19 protein-coding genes and 1 pseudogene are annotated in these 22,584 nt (G+C 39.3%); 7 read left to right on the top strand and 13 right to left on the bottom strand.

What is annotated here, in order from left to right:
* Positions 1-21: 21 nt before the first annotated feature.
* Positions 22-2,052 (bottom strand): sensor histidine kinase, encoded by a 2,031-nt coding sequence (locus tag BT797_RS22435; protein ID WP_045109546.1) that lies wholly within the window; start codon positions 2,050-2,052, stop codon positions 22-24.
* 224 nt (positions 2,053-2,276) lie between these two features.
* Between BT797_RS22435 and BT797_RS22430 the strand changes: the two genes are divergently transcribed.
* A complete protein-coding gene (locus tag BT797_RS22430; protein ID WP_045109547.1) occupies positions 2,277-3,134 on the top strand; it encodes a TIGR01459 family HAD-type hydrolase in 858 nt (285 codons plus the stop codon).
* Positions 3,135-3,245: 111 nt separating this feature from the next.
* On the opposite strand, the gene BT797_RS24465 is transcribed toward BT797_RS22430, so the two are convergent.
* The 6 genes from BT797_RS24465 to BT797_RS22405 form a co-directional block, all read right to left on the bottom strand.
* Entirely contained in the window at positions 3,246-3,857 is a 612-nt protein-coding gene (locus BT797_RS24465; RefSeq protein ID WP_256597747.1) for a lipase family protein, read from the bottom strand.
* 6 nt (positions 3,858-3,863) lie between these two features.
* Positions 3,864-4,514 (bottom strand): hypothetical protein, encoded by a 651-nt coding sequence (locus tag BT797_RS24460; RefSeq protein ID WP_244534299.1) that lies wholly within the window; start codon positions 4,512-4,514, stop codon positions 3,864-3,866.
* A 521-nt stretch (positions 4,515-5,035) separates the two neighbouring features.
* Positions 5,036-6,301, bottom strand: a complete 1,266-nt coding sequence (locus BT797_RS22420; RefSeq protein ID WP_045109548.1) for a lipase family protein — start codon at positions 6,299-6,301, stop codon at positions 5,036-5,038.
* 365 nt (positions 6,302-6,666) lie between these two features.
* On the bottom strand, positions 6,667-9,198 hold the full coding sequence (locus BT797_RS22415; protein ID WP_045109549.1) for a bifunctional diguanylate cyclase/phosphodiesterase: 2,532 nt from the start codon (positions 9,196-9,198) through the stop codon (positions 6,667-6,669).
* Positions 9,199-9,432: 234 nt separating this feature from the next.
* Complete coding sequence (locus BT797_RS22410; protein ID WP_075473605.1) at positions 9,433-9,849, bottom strand: VOC family protein; 417 nt, start codon at positions 9,847-9,849, stop codon at positions 9,433-9,435.
* A 67-nt stretch (positions 9,850-9,916) separates the two neighbouring features.
* Positions 9,917-10,483 carry an NAD(P)H-dependent oxidoreductase gene (locus BT797_RS22405; RefSeq protein WP_075473604.1) on the bottom strand — a complete coding sequence of 189 codons (567 nt, stop codon included), beginning with the start codon at positions 10,481-10,483 and terminating at the stop codon, positions 9,917-9,919.
* A 1-nt stretch (position 10,484) separates the two neighbouring features.
* Here BT797_RS22405 and BT797_RS24455 point away from each other — a divergent pair.
* Positions 10,485-10,649 (top strand): annotated as a pseudogene (locus BT797_RS24455) (transcriptional regulator); the annotation flags it as partial.
* An 83-nt stretch (positions 10,650-10,732) separates the two neighbouring features.
* Here BT797_RS24455 and rsuA read toward each other — a convergent pair.
* Together rsuA and BT797_RS22390 are read right to left on the bottom strand one after the other, a co-directional pair.
* Positions 10,733-11,422: a 16S rRNA pseudouridine(516) synthase RsuA gene (gene rsuA / locus BT797_RS22395; protein ID WP_045109552.1), complete on the bottom strand. Its 690-nt coding sequence runs from the start codon at positions 11,420-11,422 to the stop codon at positions 10,733-10,735.
* Between the two features lie 127 nt (positions 11,423-11,549).
* Entirely contained in the window at positions 11,550-12,149 is a 600-nt protein-coding gene (locus BT797_RS22390) for an FMN-dependent NADH-azoreductase (protein ID WP_075473603.1), read from the bottom strand.
* A gap of 150 nt (positions 12,150-12,299) precedes the next feature.
* Here BT797_RS22390 and BT797_RS22385 point away from each other — a divergent pair, with 150 nt between their 5' ends.
* Positions 12,300-13,187, top strand: a complete 888-nt coding sequence (locus BT797_RS22385; RefSeq protein ID WP_170860834.1) for a LysR family transcriptional regulator — start codon at positions 12,300-12,302, stop codon at positions 13,185-13,187.
* A 1-nt stretch (position 13,188) separates the two neighbouring features.
* On the opposite strand, the gene lysE is transcribed toward BT797_RS22385, so the two are convergent.
* Positions 13,189-13,800: an L-lysine exporter gene (gene lysE / locus BT797_RS22380; RefSeq protein WP_045109555.1), complete on the bottom strand. Its 612-nt coding sequence runs from the start codon at positions 13,798-13,800 to the stop codon at positions 13,189-13,191.
* Between the two features lie 142 nt (positions 13,801-13,942).
* On the opposite strand from lysE, the gene BT797_RS22375 reads away from it, so the two are divergent.
* Entirely contained in the window at positions 13,943-14,827 is an 885-nt protein-coding gene (locus BT797_RS22375; protein WP_045109556.1) for a LysR family transcriptional regulator ArgP, read from the top strand.
* A 49-nt stretch (positions 14,828-14,876) separates the two neighbouring features.
* Here BT797_RS22375 and BT797_RS22370 read toward each other — a convergent pair whose 3' ends face one another.
* Complete coding sequence (locus tag BT797_RS22370; protein ID WP_075473602.1) at positions 14,877-16,328, bottom strand: dihydrolipoyl dehydrogenase; 1,452 nt, start codon at positions 16,326-16,328, stop codon at positions 14,877-14,879.
* A 570-nt stretch (positions 16,329-16,898) separates the two neighbouring features.
* Between BT797_RS22370 and BT797_RS22365 the strand changes: the two genes are divergently transcribed.
* Together BT797_RS22365 and BT797_RS22360 are read left to right on the top strand one after the other, a co-directional pair.
* Positions 16,899-18,878: a methyl-accepting chemotaxis protein gene (locus BT797_RS22365; RefSeq protein ID WP_075473601.1), complete on the top strand. Its 1,980-nt coding sequence runs from the start codon at positions 16,899-16,901 to the stop codon at positions 18,876-18,878.
* An 11-nt stretch (positions 18,879-18,889) separates the two neighbouring features.
* A complete protein-coding gene (locus tag BT797_RS22360; RefSeq protein WP_075473600.1) occupies positions 18,890-19,453 on the top strand; it encodes a hypothetical protein in 564 nt (187 codons plus the stop codon).
* Positions 19,454-19,563: 110 nt separating this feature from the next.
* Here BT797_RS22360 and BT797_RS22355 read toward each other — a convergent pair whose 3' ends face one another.
* The gene (locus BT797_RS22355; protein WP_075473599.1) at positions 19,564-20,298 is read right to left on the bottom strand and encodes a glutathione peroxidase; all 735 of its coding nucleotides are present in this window, start codon (positions 20,296-20,298) and stop codon (positions 19,564-19,566) included.
* A gap of 404 nt (positions 20,299-20,702) precedes the next feature.
* On the opposite strand from BT797_RS22355, the gene BT797_RS22350 reads away from it, so the two are divergent.
* Positions 20,703-21,884 carry a GGDEF domain-containing protein gene (locus BT797_RS22350; RefSeq protein ID WP_244534298.1) on the top strand — a complete coding sequence of 394 codons (1,182 nt, stop codon included), beginning with the start codon at positions 20,703-20,705 and terminating at the stop codon, positions 21,882-21,884.
* A 146-nt stretch (positions 21,885-22,030) separates the two neighbouring features.
* Here the strand turns inward: BT797_RS22350 and crr are convergent, their stop codons facing one another.
* The gene (gene crr, locus BT797_RS22345; RefSeq protein WP_019442915.1) at positions 22,031-22,543 is read right to left on the bottom strand and encodes a PTS glucose transporter subunit IIA; all 513 of its coding nucleotides are present in this window, start codon (positions 22,541-22,543) and stop codon (positions 22,031-22,033) included.
* Positions 22,544-22,584: the final 41 nt, after the last annotated feature.

Below are 22,584 nucleotides of genomic sequence, written 5' to 3'. Positions count from 1 at the left end.
AATCTCAGGGTTTGTTACCTATTAATTATGATTACAGGTCTGAAGCGTGAGTGTAAAGGTCATTCCTGCTTGATGCTGGTTGTTATGTGCTGTGATTTCACCTTGCATATCGCGCATGATATTGGCGGTTATCGCGAGGCCGAGTCCAAGCCCTTCACCAATTTTTTTACTGGTATAAAAAGGTTCGAATAAATGTGCTAACGCGTCATCATCCACCCCAAAGCCATTATCAGTGACCTTGATGTAAATAATGCCTTTAATCAAGTTTGCGTTAATGGATAATTGTGGCTGTGAAGTATGTTGCATAGCTGCCGCTGCATTACTGATTAAGTTTGCGAATACTTGATGTAATCGATGCGGTTCAGCTAAGACTTGTGGCAATGAATCAGGTACATCAACCTTAATATCAATATTGGATAGCTTAGGCTCTTGCAGCGTGAATACCTCTGTTAATATGTCGGTTATTGACGTTGCAATTAAGCGTTCAGGACGATTGAATACAAATACTTTAAGCTGTGCCGTCATCGATAACATACGTGAAACGAGCTTATCAATTAAAGCCATGTTGGAACGCAGTACCTTGGTATTTCCTTGTTCCAAAAATAACATATTACTTGATAATAAGGTTCTGATACCGGTGAGTGGTTGATTTAACTCGTGGTTGATTGCACTGGACATACGACCGAGAGCGGCCATCTTACTGCTTAGTAATAATTCTTCTTGAGCTGTGTAAAGTTTTGCTGTGGTCTCTTGTACTCGTGTTTCCAGTTGCGCATTGGCTTGTGAAAGTGCGTGTTCAGCGCGTTTACGTTTGCTGATATCAACAAATGTCATTAGCGAACCGCGTTGTTGTGACCAAGCAAGCGGAGTGATAGATAGTAGTGCAGGAAAGCGATGACCCAGATGATTATGAGCGAACACTTCAATACCGGTCAGGGTTGGGATCTCTGATAGATCATTTAATTGTTCTATAATATGCTTATTATCATCTTGTTGGCTGAGTAGTTGGCTCGCATATAAGTACTTATCATCATTGTTTAAGCCAAAATAATGCATTGCGGTTGGGTTAATATAACTGATACTGCGATCGTCATTCAGTAAGACTAACCCGACATTTGTCCCTGCAATCATTTGTTTTAATGCAGCATGTGAATAGAGTTTTTGCCTACGTTCGTGTCGGTATAATAGAATTGACAGTAATAGTGACATTAAAATAGCAGTAATGAATCCGGCTATATCAACCGTTTTATATAGATTACTTAAGGGGGTTAGGTAATAAATATGCCACTTTAGATCGTCCAGTTCGACCTGCTGCACTTGGTAGTCGCGATGATGAATCTTCCAGTGATAGATATCGGCGTCATTGCTGAGTTGGCTAGTTTTAATGCCGTTCGTTCCTAGCATATTCATTTTTGTTGCCGAAATTTGCGGATGACTAGACAAAAAGAATTGGTCTTTAGTATTACTAATGAGAATAAATTCATTGGCAGTAAGCCAAGGTTCACTTAAGGCGGTTAAGTCGACTTCAATGACAGCAATACCAATAAGTTTGCCGCTGAGGTTTATCGGTAAACTTAAATAATAATTAGCTGTATCATTGGCAATATAGCTGGATGTTAATACGCCTTTGTCATGATCTAACTCTCCGTTTTTATTATGTAGATTAGCGGTAATGTTTGCTGCTTTATGTTGGTCCCAATTGGCATTGTGGCGACTTGATATTAATAGCGAACCATCCGGTTGAAGTAAATACCAGCCCTTGGTGTTTGCCGCTTTATCAAACTGCGTTAATGTGTGTTTCAGGGGGGTCGTTGATGCTTGGGGGTTAGTGAGTACAGCTGTCACACTCTTTTGTTCTGTTATAAGGTAGGGTAGATATTTGTAGCTAGCGAGTACACGGCGAATATCCACCACGTAGGTGAGCAATTGATTTTCTGCTTGTTCGCGGGCTGAGTTTAAAAGCCAATCTCGGCATATTTCGCGCACCGCAAATGTTGTTGCTATTACGCAGCCCAGAATGATACTGGCTATAATTTTAAACTTATTTGACACTCGACCTTCACCACAACAGAAAATGCAGTTAAGTTAACAATTTATCGTCCATAAAACTGGATCTGTAATCACATTTAACCTTATTAACACGATCCTTCTGTATATTAATGTTCTTCAATTAAGTGGGGATTTGTAGGTTTAAGTATATAGTAGGACTATCTTGTTCAGGCTATTACCAATTTAAGGTTAATAGTAGACGCTGTTGGAGTAACGACGAAGTGAAAATGATTTCCGGTCTTAAAGACATTATTAACGAGTTTGATACCTTTATCTTGGATCAATGGGGTGTATTGCATAATGGCGGTGATGCGTTTCCAAATGCGATTGAGGCATTAGCGTTTTTAAAACAGCATGACAAAAAAGTCGTGATCTTATCGAACAGTGGTAATACTCACCATTTCTCTTATCAGCGTTTAACCGATTCGGGTATCAGTCGCGAACTGTATATTGATGTACTGACATCGGGCGATCACATGCGTCATAATTTTAAGATGGGGAAATTTGGCCACTTAGGCACTAAAGCGTTGGTGTTTGGTTGGGGAGAAGGTATTAATGGTACAGTGCTAGAAGACTGCGGCCTAACCAGTGTGGGTATAGAAGACGCGTCATTTATCATGTGTTACGGTGTTGCTTATAGCAATGTGGTAGCCTATCAAACTGATCTTGAGATTGCTTATGCACGCGGACTGGAAATGGTGGTGAGTAATCCAGATTTGGTGGCGATGAGCCCAGACGGTGAATTAAAACTGTGCCCAGGTTCAATTGCTAATGTTTATGCAGCAATGGGTGGAAAGGTACATTGGCACGGTAAACCACAAGCTGAAGTCTATGATATGTGTCATACCTTATTAGGTGGTTGGGATAACGCGATTGCGGTAGGCGATAGTTTAGAGCATGACATCCGTGGGGCGAATACAGCTGGTATATCTAGTTTGTTTTTAACCACGGGTATTCATGCTGAAGATCTTACTGAACAAATGGTAAGCAAAGACGATGTGATTACAGCGACTGTGATTGCTGATTTAAGCCGTGAATTTGATGTTATGCCAAGCCACTATATTGATTGGTTTCAAGTTAATTAATTGATGGTTATGGGATAGCTTTACTTAGTTTTCGAGCTTAGTCCTTAAAAAGGGCATATCAGATATGCCCTTTGTCTTATGCATTGTATATTGAATGCTGTTTAGTCTGCTCTATTTTGTACTTCCCCAATAATTAACGAATTTATTTAAACCTGCTCCAGGAGTACTATCAGCAGTGATGTAGACATATTTAGGCTTGTTGGCAGTGGTATCTGGATTTTTCGCTAATGGCATTAGAATATCTTTAATGAATGGTGTTAAAAAATGACTCTTAACTGGATTTATACCTGGTGTGCCAGGGAAGTAGATCATGTTTTCATTGTGGCGACCTGATAATGTAGCAACCGGATCTTTTTCTCGGATCATGTTTATAACATTGTTATAACGCATCTTATTGGCAAATGCGTGATGAAGGTGTTCAATAATACGTGTGGCAGGTGAAGAAAATACGCGTGTTAATATCCCCGTTCTTACTCCTGAATCTGTAGCAGTATAAGCACCTAAAGAATGTCCTGTTAGTACTACATTATAGGTTTTTTCTGCGGATGATTTTTGGTAACCACGCGTTAACGATTGTTCATTTGCAGGGTATTTAGCTAAGATCTGCTGCGTAAAATTATAAGCCTCACGTTGCCAGTTGTCATCAGTCTCCAACAAATTTGTATACGCTAATTCAATATCTTGCATCACATCATTACCATTACTTGTGCCTTTAAATGAAATAATGATTTATTCTTCTAGGTTTTCGCTTGCAATTGCGGGTACTTTTATCGCGACACCATGTACACCACTGTCACCAACATAACTTGCCATAACGTCTAGACTTTTGGTGTTTTTTGGCAACATTAATGTTTCAAACATCGGATCGTTATTAAAGGCAAAAGGTTTACCGTCTTGTTCAAGGCTATAAACATAACTTGCTGCAAATGCATAACGTAGAATTTTATTATAGGCCAGTGATAACTCTGCTTTATCAACGGATAAAGCTTCTTCTTTGCTTAATACTGGATATTCGTGATCAACTGCAGTGTTAGAAGCGAAGTAAGTAATGTTATTAATAAATTCATCTGAATATTTATTAACGAGTGTATCACTGCACATTTTTTCCAAAATCTGATGCACGTCCGAGGCGTTTACTGGCACCGAATCAATAGCCTCGACTACAAAGTAGTTTTCAGTACTAGCACGATAGGAATTGTCTTTCCAGTAGCCATCAAGTTTTAAATATTCATTATTTGCATTAACCGCCCAAGATTTTTCAATTAAATCAGATCGGACGTTAAAGCTATCTTTCACCCCGTAGCATTGTAGATTAGTACTATCGACAGCAAAGCTGTTAAAACTAAAAACAGATATTAATAAGGCAAGAATTTTTTTCATTCTAGTTCTCCAATCATGGTTACTCAATAAAATATGTTGAGTCCATAAATCATGTTTATTTTTTGTTATGGGCTTTTAAATCTAAATGATTATCATTTCTATTTCGGGGTGCGGAGAGTATAGCATGGAGTCAATGGTTTTAGTGATGTGCGTCACTAAAATGGATTTTAATTACATTTTCATTTTAAAAAAACCAGTGTTTAGGTTTACTTGATTGTTTTGTTTTGTTTTGTTTTGTTTTGTTTTGTTTTGTTTTGTTTTGCTTGTGTGATTTATTTATTTATTTATTTATTTGTTTTGTTAATGTGTCAGCTTTGTTCGGTGTTTTGTTGTCGGTGTTAATTGGTTGTGTGGTTCGTTACTGTGGTTGGTGTGGCATTGTTAGTGTTACCAGAGCCTCATTTTTATGTGATTAGAAAAATATATGAATGCAAATGTAAATGTAAATGTAAATGTAAACAGAAGCAGAAGGGATCACCTTTGCTTCTGTTTGGGTTGTACTCTTTATATGCAAATTAGAATTAGTTTATATGATCCCAAATATTTACTAACTCTGTTAAGCCTGCGCCAACGGTGGCGTCAGGAGTGATGTAAACATGGCTTGCTTTGTTAGTGGTTGCTTGACCGTTTGCTAGTGGCATTAAGATATCGTTAATGAAGGGGGTTAAGTAATGGCTGTCGGCTGGGTTTAAACCTGCTGCTTTCGGGAAATAAATCATGTTTTCGTTATGACGACCTGACATAGTCGCGACAGGATCTTTTTCTCGTACCATATTAATTACGTTGTTGTAACGCATTTTATTGGCAAACGCATGAATGTATTTTTCAATAATGCGTGTTGCTGGTGATGAGAATACCCGTGTTAAAACGCCCGTTCTTACGCCTGCATCAATCGCAGTATACGCGCCAAGTGAGTGACCAGTTAGTACCACGTTATAGGTCTTTGTTGCTGACGATGCTTTATAACCACGGGTTAACGAAGCTGTGTTAGCGGGGTATTGCGCTAGGATCTGCTGAATAAACTCATATGCTTCAGCCTGCCAGTCTTCATCTGTTTCAGAGATGTTAGCAAGCATTAGCTCGACGTCTTGCATCACATCACCGCCACTGCTAGTACCTTTAAAAGAAATAATGATCTCTTCTTCTAGGTTTTTACTTGGTACTGCAGGTACTTTAATCGCCACACCGCGAACACCGCTATCACCCGCATAAGTTGCAATAATATTCAATTCGACGCTATTGGCATCGACCATTAATTGCTTGAATGTTGCGTTGTCAGTAAATGAGAAAGGAGTAGCCCCTTGCTCTGTGCTGTAAACATAACTTGATGCAAACGCATAACGCAGTATGTTGTTATATGCGACGGGTAATTCGGTGTTATTGATTGCTAGCGCATCAGCTTCCGTCATTACTGGGTATTCATAACCGTAAGAATTGTTTGAAGCAAAATAAGTGATATTGCTAATAAATTCGTCTGAATACTTATTGACCAGCGTATTACTACACATGTTGGCTAATACGCTATGCACTTGCTCAGAAGTGACTGGCACTGAATCAATGGCTTTCACAATAAAGTAGTTTTCGGTATCGGCATTATAACCATTGTCTTTCCAATAACCGTCAAGTTTCAAGTATTGGTTGTTAGGGTTGACTGCCCATGATTTTTTTATTAAATCTGAGCGTGATGCGAAACTGTCCTTCACACCATAGCATTGTAAATAAGTGCTATCGAGGGCGAAACTGTTAAAACTAAGTGCAGATATGAGTAGCGTAAAAATAGTGCGCATTTGGTTCTCCAAGCATTATATATCGTAATCAAATAACTGTTATTGATAATTACAAATGTTAATTAATTGTTATTAGACTTGAAGGTTATCGCATTTGTTTAATATTTTTTTTAGTCTGGATCACGTTATCGCTTAATATTACGTCGTTTCATGACGCTTAGTCCTATATTTGATCGCTTTGTGATCTCGGTGTGTGGTTGAGCTCACAGGTGTGACTTATGTTGGTGTTGGTTTTATATGTTGCTAACGTAATAATTACGGTGAATTACTCTGCTGGTGTGTTTTGGGATGAATAAGGCTAATTACAAGGAGGTAACATAAAGGGATTTTTGTTGCTTATGGTGTTTTCTTTCTGTTAGTCACGGCTACGAATCGGTAGAAGTATTCTCTGTATCCCACTCAGCTAATGGTTTCGGGCGAGAATAATAAAAACCTTGTGCATAACGACAGCCCAGTTGTTTTAAATGTTGAGCTTGTTCGGCTGTTTCGACACCTTCGGCAACAATTTCAGCATTGAACTTACTTGTCATCGTTGTAATAGCGGCCACGATAGCCGCGTGGCTTTCACTATTGAGCATTTGGCTGACAAAGGAACGATCAATTTTTAATGCATCAAACTGCAATTGAGTGAGGTAGGCAAGGGAGGAATAACCGGTACCAAAATCATCAATCGCAATCTGTATGCCTAAACTGCGTAATTGGCCAAGTAGTTGATTGGTGAGTAATGGTTGACTGACTAACCGCGATTCGGTTATTTCGAGTGTTAAATTGGCCGCGGGCAATTGAGTGACCGCCAGAATCTCTTTTACTGTTGATACATAATCAGGGTGCAGCAATTCACGCACCGACATATTTACATGTAACGCGAAGCTTGCTGGCCAATGACCACTATCTATTTGTAATTTAGTATCTGAACATGCCTGAAATAAGATCTGTTTTCCTATATCGACAATCATTCCAGTGTCTTCTGCCACAGGGATAAAGTCTAGCGGTGATACGATGCCACGAATTGGACTGTGCCATCGAACCAAGGCTTCTGCACCTGCTATTGTGTCGTTGCTTAAATCAATTACTGGCTGATAGTACACGGCAAATTCATTGTTCGTGATTGCACGTTGTAAATCTGTGGTTAATCGGGTTTGCTCTTGCGAGGCTGTCATCATGTAATCTTGATAGTGACAACGCTGTATTTGTTCTTGTTTTACCGCGTAGGTTAATGCAAGACTAGAGTTACGTAGCCATTCATCCATGTCTATGTCGTGGAACTTACCACTCATTATTCCTGCGTTAGCGCCCACTAATACTTCTGTATCATTAATCGTGAAGGGGCGATTAAAGTCGGTTAATAGGTTTTCGGCAAACGCATGGCTGTGTTCTAGATCTTGGAAATTCGGGGTGAATACGGCAAAAGTATCTTTATCAATACGGCTAATAGTTACGCTGTCTGCCACGTTCTGTTGTAAACGTGAGGCTATAGTAATAAGTAACAGATCACTCTTGTTTTGACCTAAGCTGTTATTGGTGTGACGAAATGAACGTAGTCCTAGCAAGACAAGGATACCTTGTTGTTGCGAAATCGGATTATTCAACTTTTCAACAAAACCATCACGACTTAATAAGCCAGTAAGACTGTCAAACAGTAGTTGTTTGCGTAATGTAGTAAATGAGCGTTCTAAACGGGATGACATAGATTTGAAGGCTGAAATAAGTTGGGTTGTCTCATGAAGCTTGATGTCTTCTTTAATCGTCACATCCCAGTTATTATGATCAAGTTGCTGTGATATTTCGGCAATATCCATAATGGGTTGGGTGATAATACGCAGTAAATATAAACCCATTAATAGGCCAAAAAATGCCAGTGTCAGCGCGGCAATTAAACCTAAGCGTTGTTGACTCGGTAGCCTGTCTAGTAATACATTTTCTGGTAAAGTAACGATAATAAACCATTGTAAATTATTGTTGCTGTAAGCGGTAATACGACTAAAGTAACGAATACCATTTTGGTCAAATTCAAACGTCGCTGGCACATGTTTATTCTGCAATTGTCTATTGGCAATATATAGACCACTAGCAGCAATAAGGTCATTGTTACTTTCTTTTGCTTGAATGCGGTTATTATCATTATCTGTTAACGATGCTTTTAGTGAGCTAGCAATAAGTTTATTTTGATTATCGGTGATGTAAGTAATGCCTTTGAAATGGCGATTTTCAGGTTCGATGAAATGAGACAAATGGCGAAGATTGATGTCAGTAGCAACGATACCAACTAATGTGTCGTCATTTATTACCGGTGAAATACTGGAAATGGTAAAGGTATTTTTTTCATCTACATTACTGTATATCTTTGCCCATCCTGCGGTTTTTTCTCTTGCGAAGGGGGCGTACCATGGTCGAATTGTTGGGTCGTAATTACTGATGCTATAATCGATAATATCATCACTGCTTTCCCCATGATAAAATTCTAGTTCATAGTTAGTACGTTTATCTTGTAAGATCAAGGAAACATCTTGGTCTTCGTTTTTACGGAATCCGACATAATCTTTATTTTCACTACCAAATGAGATAGTACTGATTTGTTTTTGCTGATAGTAGATATCGCTGATTGCAGAGTGCAGATAATCTTCTATTTTGGTTAGGTCTGATGCTTGGTAAAGTTGATTGCGTTGAATATTGTCTGCGATAGCGAGTGTTGTATTGAAAGGTTGTTCTAAAAAACGATCGAGATTAGTTTTAATATTTTCTGAGTATGAATTTAGCAGTTTAGCACTAATCTTTGACTGCATTCTTTCGTAACTGTTATTTTGAACAAGGGTTATGATAGTGACAGTAAGTAAAAGTAATAATGTGAACGGTAGCATGACCGCACTACGGAGAGTGTGAAGTTTTGGTTTCATCATTACTGTATCGTGAGATCATTATGCCGCTTAATATTAGGCTCATAGTTACTTATTTTTTGATCTTATGCAAAGTTTCAGATTTATAGTTAGACGCCCATCACAAAACCGACAATTAGCATCACGAGACGGTAATGGGTTTAACTCACCGCTATGCCACCTATTTGATGGCTATTTATGCTTTTGTTTTAACTTAAGTGCGCTTATTGCGTGTTAAGTGAGCGCACTTAGTAGAGGTTAATAGCGATTTCTTAAATTGGGTATGTCGGTATTATATTGAACAAACTCTACTTCGTATCCATTGGGGTCGAGGAAGTAAATGTTTTGGCGGTATTCATCATCCATTCCATCTTTTGCAGTACTAAAACCAGCCTCGACTAGACGTTTTATAACACCTGCTATATCGTCGGTAACATAGGCGAAATGAGCAAGACCTACTTGATGTCCAGCTAAGTCGCGATTTTTACCGACACCGTTATCACCAAAAGCGAGATATTGGTAATCATCACCAAAATGGATCCAATTTCTTGGTTTTCCTGACCATTCTCCTTTATCACCCCCACGCACAGACCAATGCGGAAATGCGGCACGATAAAAAGTGAGTGTTTCTTCGATGTCGTGTACGATTAAATTCACATGCTCAAGATGTATCATAATAATATCCTTTTATTGTTGTTATAAATATTGTTGTTATAAATATTGTTGTTATAAATATTTGTGCTTACATTGCGTAACTGTATTTTTCTTGCTGGGAATAAGGTTGCTGTTGTTGTAACTGACGAACTTGTCCTAATGCATGGCTGTATTGAAGTAATGTATGCAGGCTGTAACCAATACGATGTCTAATACTGTGGTCACGTTCGCTGATTGGCATATTATCCGTACCTGCATTTAATATATCGCCGACGTTACGAATGATTAAGTGATCTGGTATCGCAATTAACTTATTGTTTTTGCAGCCATTCATTCTTAATTCAGCGATGGGGTATGCACCACTAATGCCGCTGACAACAGAAACCAGTAGTGCTGGTTTATGTGCTGTATCGTCATGCGTACACATCATTAAAAAGTTCTTCAAAATGGGCGTGACCATCCCATCCCACTCAGGCGTGATAAGGACGAATGCATCTGCTTCGATTAACGCTTCACTAATTAGTGGCCAATCGCAGCCCGGAGCAGATTTACTTTCGTCATCACCATCCCAAAAGGGTAGTTGGTATTTACACAGTTCGATATGTTGAACTGTTTTAAATTGGTTTGCTGTGCTGGTGATGTAAGCCGCTACTATCTATTGTCCGATTTGTGCCGCAGCATCTAAATGCCTTAATTTTTGTCGTTCAGAACTGAATTTATTTCAAACATTATTAGCGCCGTATGCGACGATTGAACGTGAAGAACATATTGTTGAAGGGGCAAGACGTTGTGCGTATAAAGTCACGTGTAACACGGCTTAAAAAGCATTAAAAGAAAGGTCATAACAACCAGCGCCATAGATGCTGATTGTTATGACTTACATGAGTCTAGGTGGACGTACAGATTAGATGCTTGATGCTTCTTCGTCAGTTAAGAAACGCCATTCACCTAATTCTAGTGCTGGGTCTAATACGATGTCACCGATCTGTTCGCGATGTAAACCAACAACGCTATTGCCTTGACTAGCAAACATACGTTTAACTTGGTGATATTTGCCTTCTTGGATAGTAAGTAGTACTTCTTTTTCGCTTAAGATCTCTAATTTTGCAGGTAGACAAGGTTTGTCTTCGCTACGCAGATGGATACCTGCTTCGAAATCAGCTACTGCTGTTGGTGCGATTGGATCTGCAAGCTGTACACGATAGCGTTTGTTGCACTCACGCTTTGGTGATGTAACGCGGTGTGACCATTGGCCGTCATCTGTGATCAGTACTAAACCTGTGGTATCAACATCAAGGCGACCAGCGATATGTAGTTCGTCACGTTTGTCTGCTTCGATCAGGCTGATCACTGATTGGTGTTCTTCATCTACTGTTGAGCAAATTACATCTAATGGTTTATGCATCATGATATAACGTGGTGGGCGTTGGCTTAATGATTTACCACCAAACCAAACATCCATGTCTGCTGTTACTTTATGGTCTGCTTTACGTACAACTTCGCCATCAATTTTTACGTTGCTGCGTGCAATCTCACGCTTGGCAAGGGTACGGGTCAGGTTAGTACTTTGGCAAATAAACTTATCTAAACGCATTTATGTTCAACTTTTGTCATGGTGTTATAGGAATATATCCAAACGAGTCGGTAACCCGTTTGGATAGGTGGGCTGATTATCTGCCTTTTTCGCTATAAGCGCAAAGTATAGTGAACAATTAATACCGTTAAGCACTCAGTAATTCGCTAATTCGTGCATCTGCGTTGCTTAATACGTCATCTGCCGAGTTCATCGCTAGGCCTTCTGCAAAGATAAATTCAACTTCTTGTACACCGACAAATTTAAGTACTTGTTCTAACCACGGTGCTTGAGTATCTACTGGTGTGTTGGCATATATCCCACCACGTGTAGCAATCACATAGGTTTTTGGCATTTCCAGTAACGGTTTTGGTCCCTCTGCTGTGTAGGAAAATGTTTTTCCTGCACGAGCGATGTGGTCAATCCAAGCTTTCAGGGTTGACGGTACACCAAAGTTATACATAGGAACTGCGATAATTAAGATATCACTGTTACTTACTTCATCAATTAATTGGTCTGATACTGCTGCAGCTGCTTGTTGTTCTATTGTTCGCTCTGCTTCGGGTGTGTGAAACGCACTAAAAATAGCATCGGTTAAGTGGGGCACTTGCGATACATTGAGATCTCTATACGTGACTTGTTGCTCTTGAGTATTATTTACATCTAATTTTTCGATTAGTTTTGTTGCAATTTCTGATGATGTTGAGTTGTTGCCTTGTAGGCTGCTGTCTATGTGTAATATTTTCATTTTTCGATTCCTCGTTTATGTTGTAGAGTAAGCTTACGGGAATTTAAAAATTAATTAACCAGGCAAATACAATCTATATCATCGAAATTTTAGATGAATTAAAACAGCTATTTTATATACGTGTTAAGGATCATGATGAAAGAGCCTACGGTGAGTTTAGAACAATGGTATATCTTTAAAGTTGTAGTCGAGCAGGGTAGCTTTCAGGGGGCAGCTGATTACTTAATTAAAAGCCAAAGTTCGATTAGCTATGCGATTCAGAAGCTGCAAGATAATCTGGGTGTGCGTTTGTTTGCACAACAAGGTCGCCGTGCGGTTGTCACCGAAATGGGTAAGAAGATGTTGGCTCAAGCGGATGAGTTATTAATGCAAGCGACAAGTATCGAGCAACTGGCTGAAGAATATAGCGCAGGTTGGGAGCCGTTGTTAAAAGTGATGACAACACAACTATTTCCGCCGCAATTGTTAACTGATACTTTATCCTTATTTTCTCAGCAATGCGTGGTGACCAGTATTGATTTTCAGCAAGGTACGTTATCAGGGGTGACGGACGCCGCAACTTATGGCACAGCAGACCTGATTATTACTAGTCAAATTCCCACCGGATTTACGGGAGAGAAATTGTGTCCAGCACAATTATCGCGTTTTGTTCATCAACAGCATCCGTTAGCCTTGTTAAATCGACCATTAACGCTTGCAGAATTAAAATCCCATGCCCAAATTGTGATGAGTGATTCGAGTACGTATCGTAGTGTTGATGCTGGGTGGCTAGGCTCGCAGCAGCGTTGGACTGTGAATAATTTTCATGAGTCGCTTAGCTTGGTTAAACAGGGGGTTGGGCATGCGACTTTACCTATTAGTCGCATCCAAAATGAATTAGCGGATGGTGAGCTGGTGGAACTCATCATTGAAGATCATGTGCGCCTTGATTTGTCGTTATACTTGGTATACGCAAATAAAAAAACCTTAGGCCCTGCTGGCTTGCTGTTTGCAAAACTATTAAAACGACAAGCCAAACAATACGTCATCGATGGTTAAATCATGCTAGATTTCGGTACAAGCTACTGGCGATCACCCACATAATACAGCCGACAGTGATGTCGATAACACGCTGTATTTTTGGTTGGTTGAGCCAGTTAGAAAACTTAGCTGCGCTAAAGGCGAGGCCATAAAACCATAAGATTGAGGCTAAGATCGTACCGGTTGCAAAAGCCAATCTATTATCACCACTAAATTGATTACCGACACTTCCTAACACAACCACAGTATCTAAATACACATGCGGGTTAAGTAAAGTGACAGCTAGCGTTGCCATTACCACCATTTTACGGGATTTATGTTTGTGATCTAACTCAGTTTTCCCGTATTTATACTGCCATGCATTGCGAAATGACATTGCGCCATAAGTCGATAAAAATGCAATGCCGCCCCAAGTGATTATTTGTAGTAAGTCGGGATTTAATGCCAATAAACTGCCCGCACCAAACACACCTGCACTGATTAGCAAGCCATCACACAGAATGCAGATAGTGGCGGTTAAAAAGTGATGGTTACGTTTGATCCCCTGATTTAAAATATACGCATTTTGCGCGCCGATAGGGATGATCATACTACCGCCAAGCAGTAGCCCTTGAATTGTTGCTGTTAGCATAATGAACCTCTAGAAAATAGGCTGTAGAGATTACAAAAAGTAAGGTGATAAGTATAATTAATAATTGTTATACTTGATAAGTCTTACTTATATTTGTGTTTGAATGATTAATATTGAAATTATAAAGCGGGAGAAATACGCAGTGGATTATAAATTATTATATGCTTTACAAGTGGTGATAGAGCAGCAAAGTTTTGAACGAGCGGCCAATGTTTTGTGTATTTCACAGCCCGCAGTATCACAGCGTATCAAGTCGTTAGAAGAGTATGTTGCCCAGCCCGTGTTGATCCGTAGCCAACCTATTGTCGCGACAGGTATTGGCCAGCGCTTATTAAAACATTACAAACAAGTGCAGCACCTAGAAGCTGAATTATTACCGAGTATCAGTGCGGCATCGACTGATAAGGCTGTGGTGATGGCCATTGCAGTGAATGCTGACAGTTTAGCGACCTGGTTTATTCCTGCATTGGCACCGTTGTTAAAGCAATATCCGATTGAACTGAATTTACACATTATGGATGAGGTTAGAACCCTCGAAAAAGTGAAAGCGGGAGAGGCGTTTGGTGCATTGAGTTTACAAAAGAAGCCATTGCCGGGTTGTGAATCAACGTTATTGGGTGAGCTGAACTATGCCTTAGTGGCAACGCCAGCGTTTGTGCAACAGTATTTACCAGAAGGTATAACTCAGAAAGCCCTGCTTAAAGCACCAGCGGTGTCATTTGATCATAAAGACGACATGCACATTAAGTTTATTCAACAGCATTTTAGTTTGGCTGGTGGCAGTTACCCTTGTCATATTGTACGCTCGTCAGAAGCTTTTGTCGCAATGGCTAATGCAGGTGTGGCGTATTGTTTGATCCCAGAGTTACAAATCAAAGATGAACTCGCATCGGGTCAATTAGTTAAGTTGACCGATATACAACTCACCATTCCTTTGTATTGGCATCGCTGGATATTGTTAAAAGGTTTGTATAAGCAAGTATCAGAACAGATCATGATTGCAGGAAAGCGTGAAATACCCTGTTGATTGGCTATGTAGAACCACATAGCCAATCAAATACTGTCGGCGTCTATAACTAGCAGCCAGGGCCACAGTCCATACAATGTTTAATCATATCTGGGCCTAAATGTAGTTTAGCATTGAGGTCTCGTAGTGCTGTTCTTACACCCTCTTCAATAACGGGGTGATAGAATGGCATGTCTAGCATTTCTGATACGGTCATCTTTTGTTGATGTGCCCACGCTAATAAATGCGCTAAATGTTCGGCGTCGGGGCCAATCATTTCAGCCCCTAAGAAAAGACCTGTGCCGTGTTCTGCATATACATGTAACAAACCTTTATTACGTAGCATTACACGTGATCGGCCTTGGTTTTCAAATGATACGGTCCCCGTTTCAAAACAACCACAGTTACCCAGTCGTTCGATGATTTGTTTATATGTTTCACCTACCATAGCAATCTGCGGGTCTGTAAATACAGCTGATATAACGGATCGACGTAAGCCCGCTCTGATTTGTGGGAAACGTCCCGCGTTATCACCGGCAATACGTGCTTGGTCGGCTGCTTCGTGTAATAGTGGTATTTGGTTACTGGCATCACCCGAAATAAAGATACTTTCTACGGATGTTTGCATGGTGTAATAATCTGCCGTTGGTACCCCGCGTTCATCCAGTTCAAGGGTGGTATTTTGTAGGCCAATTTTATCCACATTTGGACGACGTCCAGTGGCTGCTAGAACGTATTCAACATTAACCGTTTGTAGTGCTTGCTGATGATCTAAATACTTAATTTCAACATGGTCACCTTGACGTTTCATGCTTTCAACTTTTACATCGGCATCGAGGTAGAATTCCTCATTAAATGATTTATTCGCATATGCCATGACTGCTGGATCTGTTAATGGACCCACTTGGCCACCAAGACCAAATATGATTACTTCAACACCAAGGCGCTTTAACGACTGACCTAGTTCCAGACCTATCACTCCAGGCCCAAACACCGCGATTGATTTTGGTAAATCATCCCATTCAAAGACATCATCGTTGATAACAAGGCGGTCGCCTAATTCGTTCCATATAGCTGGATAAGCAGGACGTGAACCCGTTGCAATCACAATACGTTTAGCGTTTATTTGCGTATGGTCATCAACAAGTAATGTAGTATTATTTAAGAATTTTGCATAACCAGACACTTTATCTTGAGCTGGGATTTCATCAACACCTTCGACGACAAAGCCAACAAAACGGTCTCGCTCACTTTTAACTCGCGCCATAACTTCTATACCGTTAATGACGGTTTCGCCTTGTGGGTGAATACCAAAGCCTGGTGCTTTTTGAATGTGATGTACACTTTCAGCTGCAGCAATCAGTAGTTTCGATGGCATACAACCAACACGCGCACAAGTTGTTCCATAAGGCCCACCTTCGATAATCACGGCATTATCTGAATGTGCCTTTGCTGCACGGTATGCGCCTAGTCCTGCTGTGCCACCGCCAATTACTGCTACATCTACATTTATCATATTCATAATTTAGCCTTAAAAAATGTTATGGCGAAAACGGAGTTTGTTTGTCGCACTTATTTTATATTCAAATTTGGGGGGACGAAGTGTCTGCCTCGTCTTGATGTAGCTATTATGCAAAAAAACAACGCATAGTTACAATCGATTGATTGTTTCAGTTTGATAGTTTAAGACTATTAGTGTTGGAATGATTGAAAAAACCGTAATGGATGTTGTTTCCTGCTGTGTGATGTTGAGCATTGCCAAAATACTACCGTCGTTTTAGCTATAGCTAAGGTATGAAATAACGTATTTATAATAGGTGTTTTTTTATTGATAAAACAATCAGTTATTTTAATTTTAATGGTTATTGACGGAACTCTTGCTTATCCATATATAAAAATCGCATTTAAATTGCGTATTATTCAATCGCTTGCCCAAATTTTATTGCGCCAGAATAAGTAAATGTGATCTTAATCACTATGTTACGTAAACATTAATTCAATTATATATGTAGGTATCATTTATTGCCGTGGTTATAGTCTTTACTCTATTGCTATATATTTTGGTACTTTATTTACGTGTTCAGGGATTATTATGAAATTTTCAGATGTATCGTTTAAGCATAAAATACTTATGTTGTTGGCTTTGCCTATGTTGGGTTTTTTGTGGTTGAGTTTTTCTTCTATCTCCCAAAGTATTGAAACTCGTAAAGAGATGTCTACGTTAACAGAATTAACGCACCTATCTGTGGAGTACAGCGAATTAGTGCATGAATTACAAAAAGAACGGGGTATGACAGCAGGCTTTATTGGTTCTAACGGCAGCAAGTTTAGCGTTAAATTACGTAAACAACGTGCAGATACGGACGCGAAGCAAGCTAAAATGATGCGTTTTTGGCAACAAAATGAATTTTCAGATAACCAAATCCAGCAACTCCACATGAGAATTACACAAGATTTATCTATGCTTACTAGTATTCGTAACAAAGTTGATGCACAAAATATTGAGTTAGCATCGGCGTTACGTTATTATACACAATTGAATGCCAAGTTGTTAAGTGTCTCTGGTTTAATCGTAGATATAAGTAGTGATGCTAGTATCACCGCAGAAACAATTGCTTACTATAATTTTTTACAAGGTAAAGAGCGTGCTGGAATAGAACGTGCGGTGTTAAGCAATGTGTTTTCTAAAGATCATTTTGCGACAGATAATTTTGTTAAATTTATTTCATTAGTGGTTGAGCAAGAAACCTATTTTTTAAATTTTAAAACATTTGCAACAAGCAGTAATAACAATTTTTTTGTTCAGCAGTTAAATACCCCAGCAGTGAAAGAAGTCATGAAGCTAAGACATATCGCCGAGACTAATTCGACGGAGTTTAATGTTGATGCCGAATATTGGTTTAGCCAAGCCAGTGCGCGTATTGGCCAATTGAAACTGATCGAAGACGATCTTGAACGCTCGTTATTAACACTCGCTGATAATCATCGTAATAGTGCTGTTACAGTTTTGATGATGAACGTCGTGTTTAGTGTGCTGATTATAGTTATTGTTGTTGTGATTAGCTTTATTACTATTCGAGATTTAATGTCGAGAGTAAATGAGTTAATGGATGTGATGACCGAAGTGCGTGACAATAATGATTTAACTGTTCAAACTAAACTGGCGGGTGAGAGTGAGTTAGGACAAATAGCTTCAGCACTGAATCTTACGTTATCTCAATTTGCGGGTGCGATGGATAACATTTCAACATCAAGTATTACGCTTGCATCTGCGGCAGAAGAAACAGCGCAAACGTGTGACTACAGTTCAAAGTCGCTAGCTGAGCAGCAAGATGGGATTAGCTTGATTGCTACCGCGATTGAAGAGTTGTCTGCAACGGTAAAAGAAGTGGCGCAGAATACGCAGTTGACAGCGGATTCTGCGAAAGAAGTGGATACGCAAGCGGTAAGCGGTTTTGAGATCGTACAACAATCATCATTGTCTATTGAAGGTTTAGCCTGTGAGATTGATAGCTTAGCACAGCGTATTACTAACCTGCATACGAGCAGTAATAACATTACTAATATGGTCGATGTGATCAAATCGGTTGCAGACCAAACTAATTTATTAGCGTTAAATGCGGCGATTGAAGCGGCGCGAGCAGGGGAACAAGGACGTGGTTTTGCTGTCGTAGCTGATGAAGTGAGAACATTAGCCAAGCGTACCCAAGAGTCAACCGCAGAGATTGAAAGTTTTATTAGTGCGTTACAAGCGGATGCTGATGCTGCGTTTAATGTGATTGAAGTAAGCCAAACAAAAGCGTCTGAAGCAGTTAGTAATTCGCAAGACGTGGCTAAAACATTACAGGATATAACAGCATCTGTTAACCAGATATTCTCAATGACTGAGCAGATTGCAACAGCGATTGAAGAACAATCAGTGGTTACTCAAGATGTGGCTAAAAATATTGTTGATGTAAAACAAAAATCGATGGAATCAGCAACTGGTTCTGCGCAAATAGCAATGACAGCAAAAGAGCAAGCTCAGTTAGCCACGTCATTACAGGATATTGCTAAAGTATTTAAAATATAAAAGGGGAAAATATGAAAGTCATAAACAAAATAAAAGTAATTGGATTAGCATTAATAGCTCTGGTTATTAGTGGCTGTGCATCTGTACAATTGAACTCTCAACAGCAAGCGCTTATTGATGACAGTACAACACTTTATACGCAAGTGGGTATGTGGACTGAAAAAGGCAATGTGATCTCGACAAACTATAAAAGAGGTGAGCATATTCCGGTTAACTCACAAGTTGTCGTCACGGATGTTAACGCATCGACAATTACGTTCAGCTATGCGGGTAGCTCGATTACACTAAAAAATATTGAGAAGTTTACTAAGGTCGATGTGGTTACATTGATGACTCGTACATTTAGTGCTGAACCTGTTAATTTAACGGAGTTTAATGCATTAGAAAAAACGGCTATTCAGAAAGGTGATGTAGTTCTTGGTATGAGTAAACATGCCGTTATCACGAGTCGTGGTTTCCCGCCTGCACATAAAACTGAGAGTTTAAAATTAGATAGCTGGAGATACTGGCAAAACCGATTCGGTACGATTGTTTATAAATTTGAGCAAGGTAAAGTATCGAAAATCATAGATTAATTGATGAATAGGCAGCTAAGCTGAAACAATAAAAGGAAGCATAGTGCTTCCTTTTTTATTGCTAACTGGTAACTACATGTGAGATTCGTTGCCCGATAATGTAGTTGTAATTAAGCGAAGTGCTTATCTAATTCTTCGCTACCTCCTATGTGCTTACCACCAATGTAGATTTGTGGGACTGTGCTGCGACCTGTTACTGCACGTAGGCTTACTGTTGTTGCATCTTTACCTAGTACGACTTCTTCGTAGTTTAGACCTTGGTCAATTAAAGTTTGTTTTGCTTTTGCGCAGAAGGGACAACCTGGTTTAGTAAATACGGTAATCGATTCTTGTACTTTATATTCCGGCGCAACATAATCTAGCATAGTGTCTGCATCAGAAACTTTAAATGGGTCGCCTGGTTCGTCAGCTTCGATAAACATTTTTTCTACCACGCCGTTTTTAACCAGCATGCTGTAACGCCATGAGCGTTTGCCAAAACCGATGTCAGATTTGTTAACTAACATGCCCATGCCTTCAGTGAATTCACCGTTACCATCTGGAATGAAAGTGATGTTTTCTGCTTCTTGATTATCTTTCCATGCGTTCATTACAAAGGTATCGTTTACTGATACACATAGAATTTCATCCACGCCATGTGCTGAAAATACGTTAGCTAATTCGTTGTAGCGTGGTAAATGGCTTGATGAACAAGTTGGTGTGAATGCGCCTGGCAGACTGAATACAATCACCGTTTTGTTGGAAAATAGTTCTTCTGTTGTAGGGTTAACCCATGCATCACCTTGACGGATTGGGAATGTCACTTGTGGAACCGCTTGGCCTTCTTTTGATACTAATGTAGTCATAATATATTCCTTAACGTAGCTATTAATTAAGCTAACATGCTTGTCTGATATAAAGTAAAATGTGGTTAAGACGTTGTGTCTGTGTCGTCTTGATGTAGCTATTATGCAAAAAAAACTAAAATAGGTACAGTTGATTAAACTTTGCATTTTGATAGGTGTTGCTTATCGTAATGTGCTGTTATTTCATTCCGCAATCTCAAATGAAATCTTAATACTTAGGGTGGTCGTTACTCAGCTAATTGAGATATTAACTATGTCAGTAATAAGCGTCATAGCAGATGGTACAATTAGTCATCGCATGATTATGGACTATTAGGGAATGCACGATCGACTTGATTAATATGCAGTTGTACGGTAAGTTCTTTGTGTTGAATAAGTCATTACATATCACTTTTTAGAGTTTAATGAATCTCATGCCTTTTGCCTTATTAGATCTGTTTTCTGTCGCAATATTCACTACTATTGGATTGTTATTTCTCGCTATTATTATGGTTTGTGTTTGGATTAGTAACCGACGTTATGAGGGGGTGAGTAACTGGCTTGTCGCGACCTTAATTGTATTAGCGTTTGCGTTTATTATCACTGAAAAATTTTGGTTCTTGAAACTGGATGGCTATACCAATAATGAATGGTTAAACCTCATGCTTCCAAATCTATTATTGTGTGTTGGTGTATGTCAAATTCCTCATGGTTTCCATCGTTTTCTTCAGATAAAACAATCTCTATTTTGGCTCTATGCTAGTCAGTTCCTGATTATTGTGCCCTTGTATGCTTATGGATTATTAGTTGAAACACCGATGTTATTCAGCACGACGGTACTCTCTTTATCCATAACAATAAGCCTAATTTTTAACTGTTATTATTTATTTAAGTATCAAGGTAAGCAGTATGGTAGCACTCGGTATATTTGTATTCTTGCGTGCCTATTGGCGTTCTCTCTAAACGTTACCCGCATACTGTTGTTGTATCATGATTCCAGTTTAATGAAAAGTATTGAACTCTCAACGGCGTTAGCCTGCATCAATCTTTTAATGAGTCAGTGCTTTCTTACATTCTGTTATTTAATGTTCTGCACTCAGCGTAATGCATTTTCATTACGGCATATGTCTTTTGTTGATCCGTTAGCTAATATTTATAATCGTCGTGGCTACCAGCATGCGATTGCAGCCTTACCGTCGCATAAAAAAGCTGCGGTTATGATTCTTGATATCGACCACTTTAAACGTGTGAATGATGAGTATGGTCATGCGACTGGCGATTTAGTCATTAAAGATATTGCGATGATTATTGCCAAAGCCTGTAGCCCAACGTATGTTTATGCACGAACTGGTGGGGAAGAATTCAGTATTTATTCACCACTGATATCAGCTAAAAGTATGGAAAATCTTGCCGAAGACATCCGTCTGGCGATTATGAATCATACTATAAAAAAACAAGCGTTAGAAATAAAGGTAACCGCTAGCATTGGTGTGAGCATTGGGCAAAGCATCAATGTATTTGCGTTGGAAGAAGAAGCTGATAAAGCACTTTATCAAGCTAAAAAGGATGGTAGAAACTGCACTGTGATGCAACTGTTTGTTGCCTAAATTAATAGACAACAGAATGGGAATACTTTTTATCTGTGGATGGGCGTTAGTGATAAGAAAATACAGGCGAAAAAAAAGAGCTATCCATAGCTCTTTTTTGAATACTTAATGTATAGTTAAAAACGAGTCTTTAGCTAATTTAAGTACTAGTCCTTAATCACTTTAAGAACAATAGTTTCACCTAGTGCAACTGAACCAGAGAATTTTTCCATGCTCTTAATTTCATCCATATTTGAGATGATACAAGGTGTGATTACTGATTTAGCTTTTTCAGTTAGTAGTGCTAGATCGAACTCAATGATAGTTTCACCAGCATTGATATGTTGACCTTCTTCAGCAATACGTGTGAAGCCTTCACCGCGTAATTCAACTGTATCTAAACCGAAGTGAACTAGCACTTCTAGACCTTCGTCTGAACGAATTGCGAATGCGTGGTTAGTTTCGTAAATTTTTACGATCTCACCTGTTACTGGAGCAACTAGCTTGTTACCTGTTGGGTTGATAGCGATACCGTCACCAACAATTTTTTCAGCAAAGATAACATCTGGCACATCTTCGATAGCAACGATTTCACCGGCAAGTGGAGAAACAATGTGTAACGTATTGCTGTCATTACTGTCGTCTGAAACCAGTTTTTTTAATTTATCGAATAATCCCATTTTTAACTCCTAGAATTTGGTAGACATAGTTATTGGTTATT

The sequence above is a fragment of the Moritella viscosa genome (genome assembly GCF_900120065.1).
GTDB lineage: Bacteria > Pseudomonadota > Gammaproteobacteria > Enterobacterales > Moritellaceae > Moritella > Moritella viscosa.
This window is presented reverse-complemented; position numbering and strand designations above follow the sequence as displayed.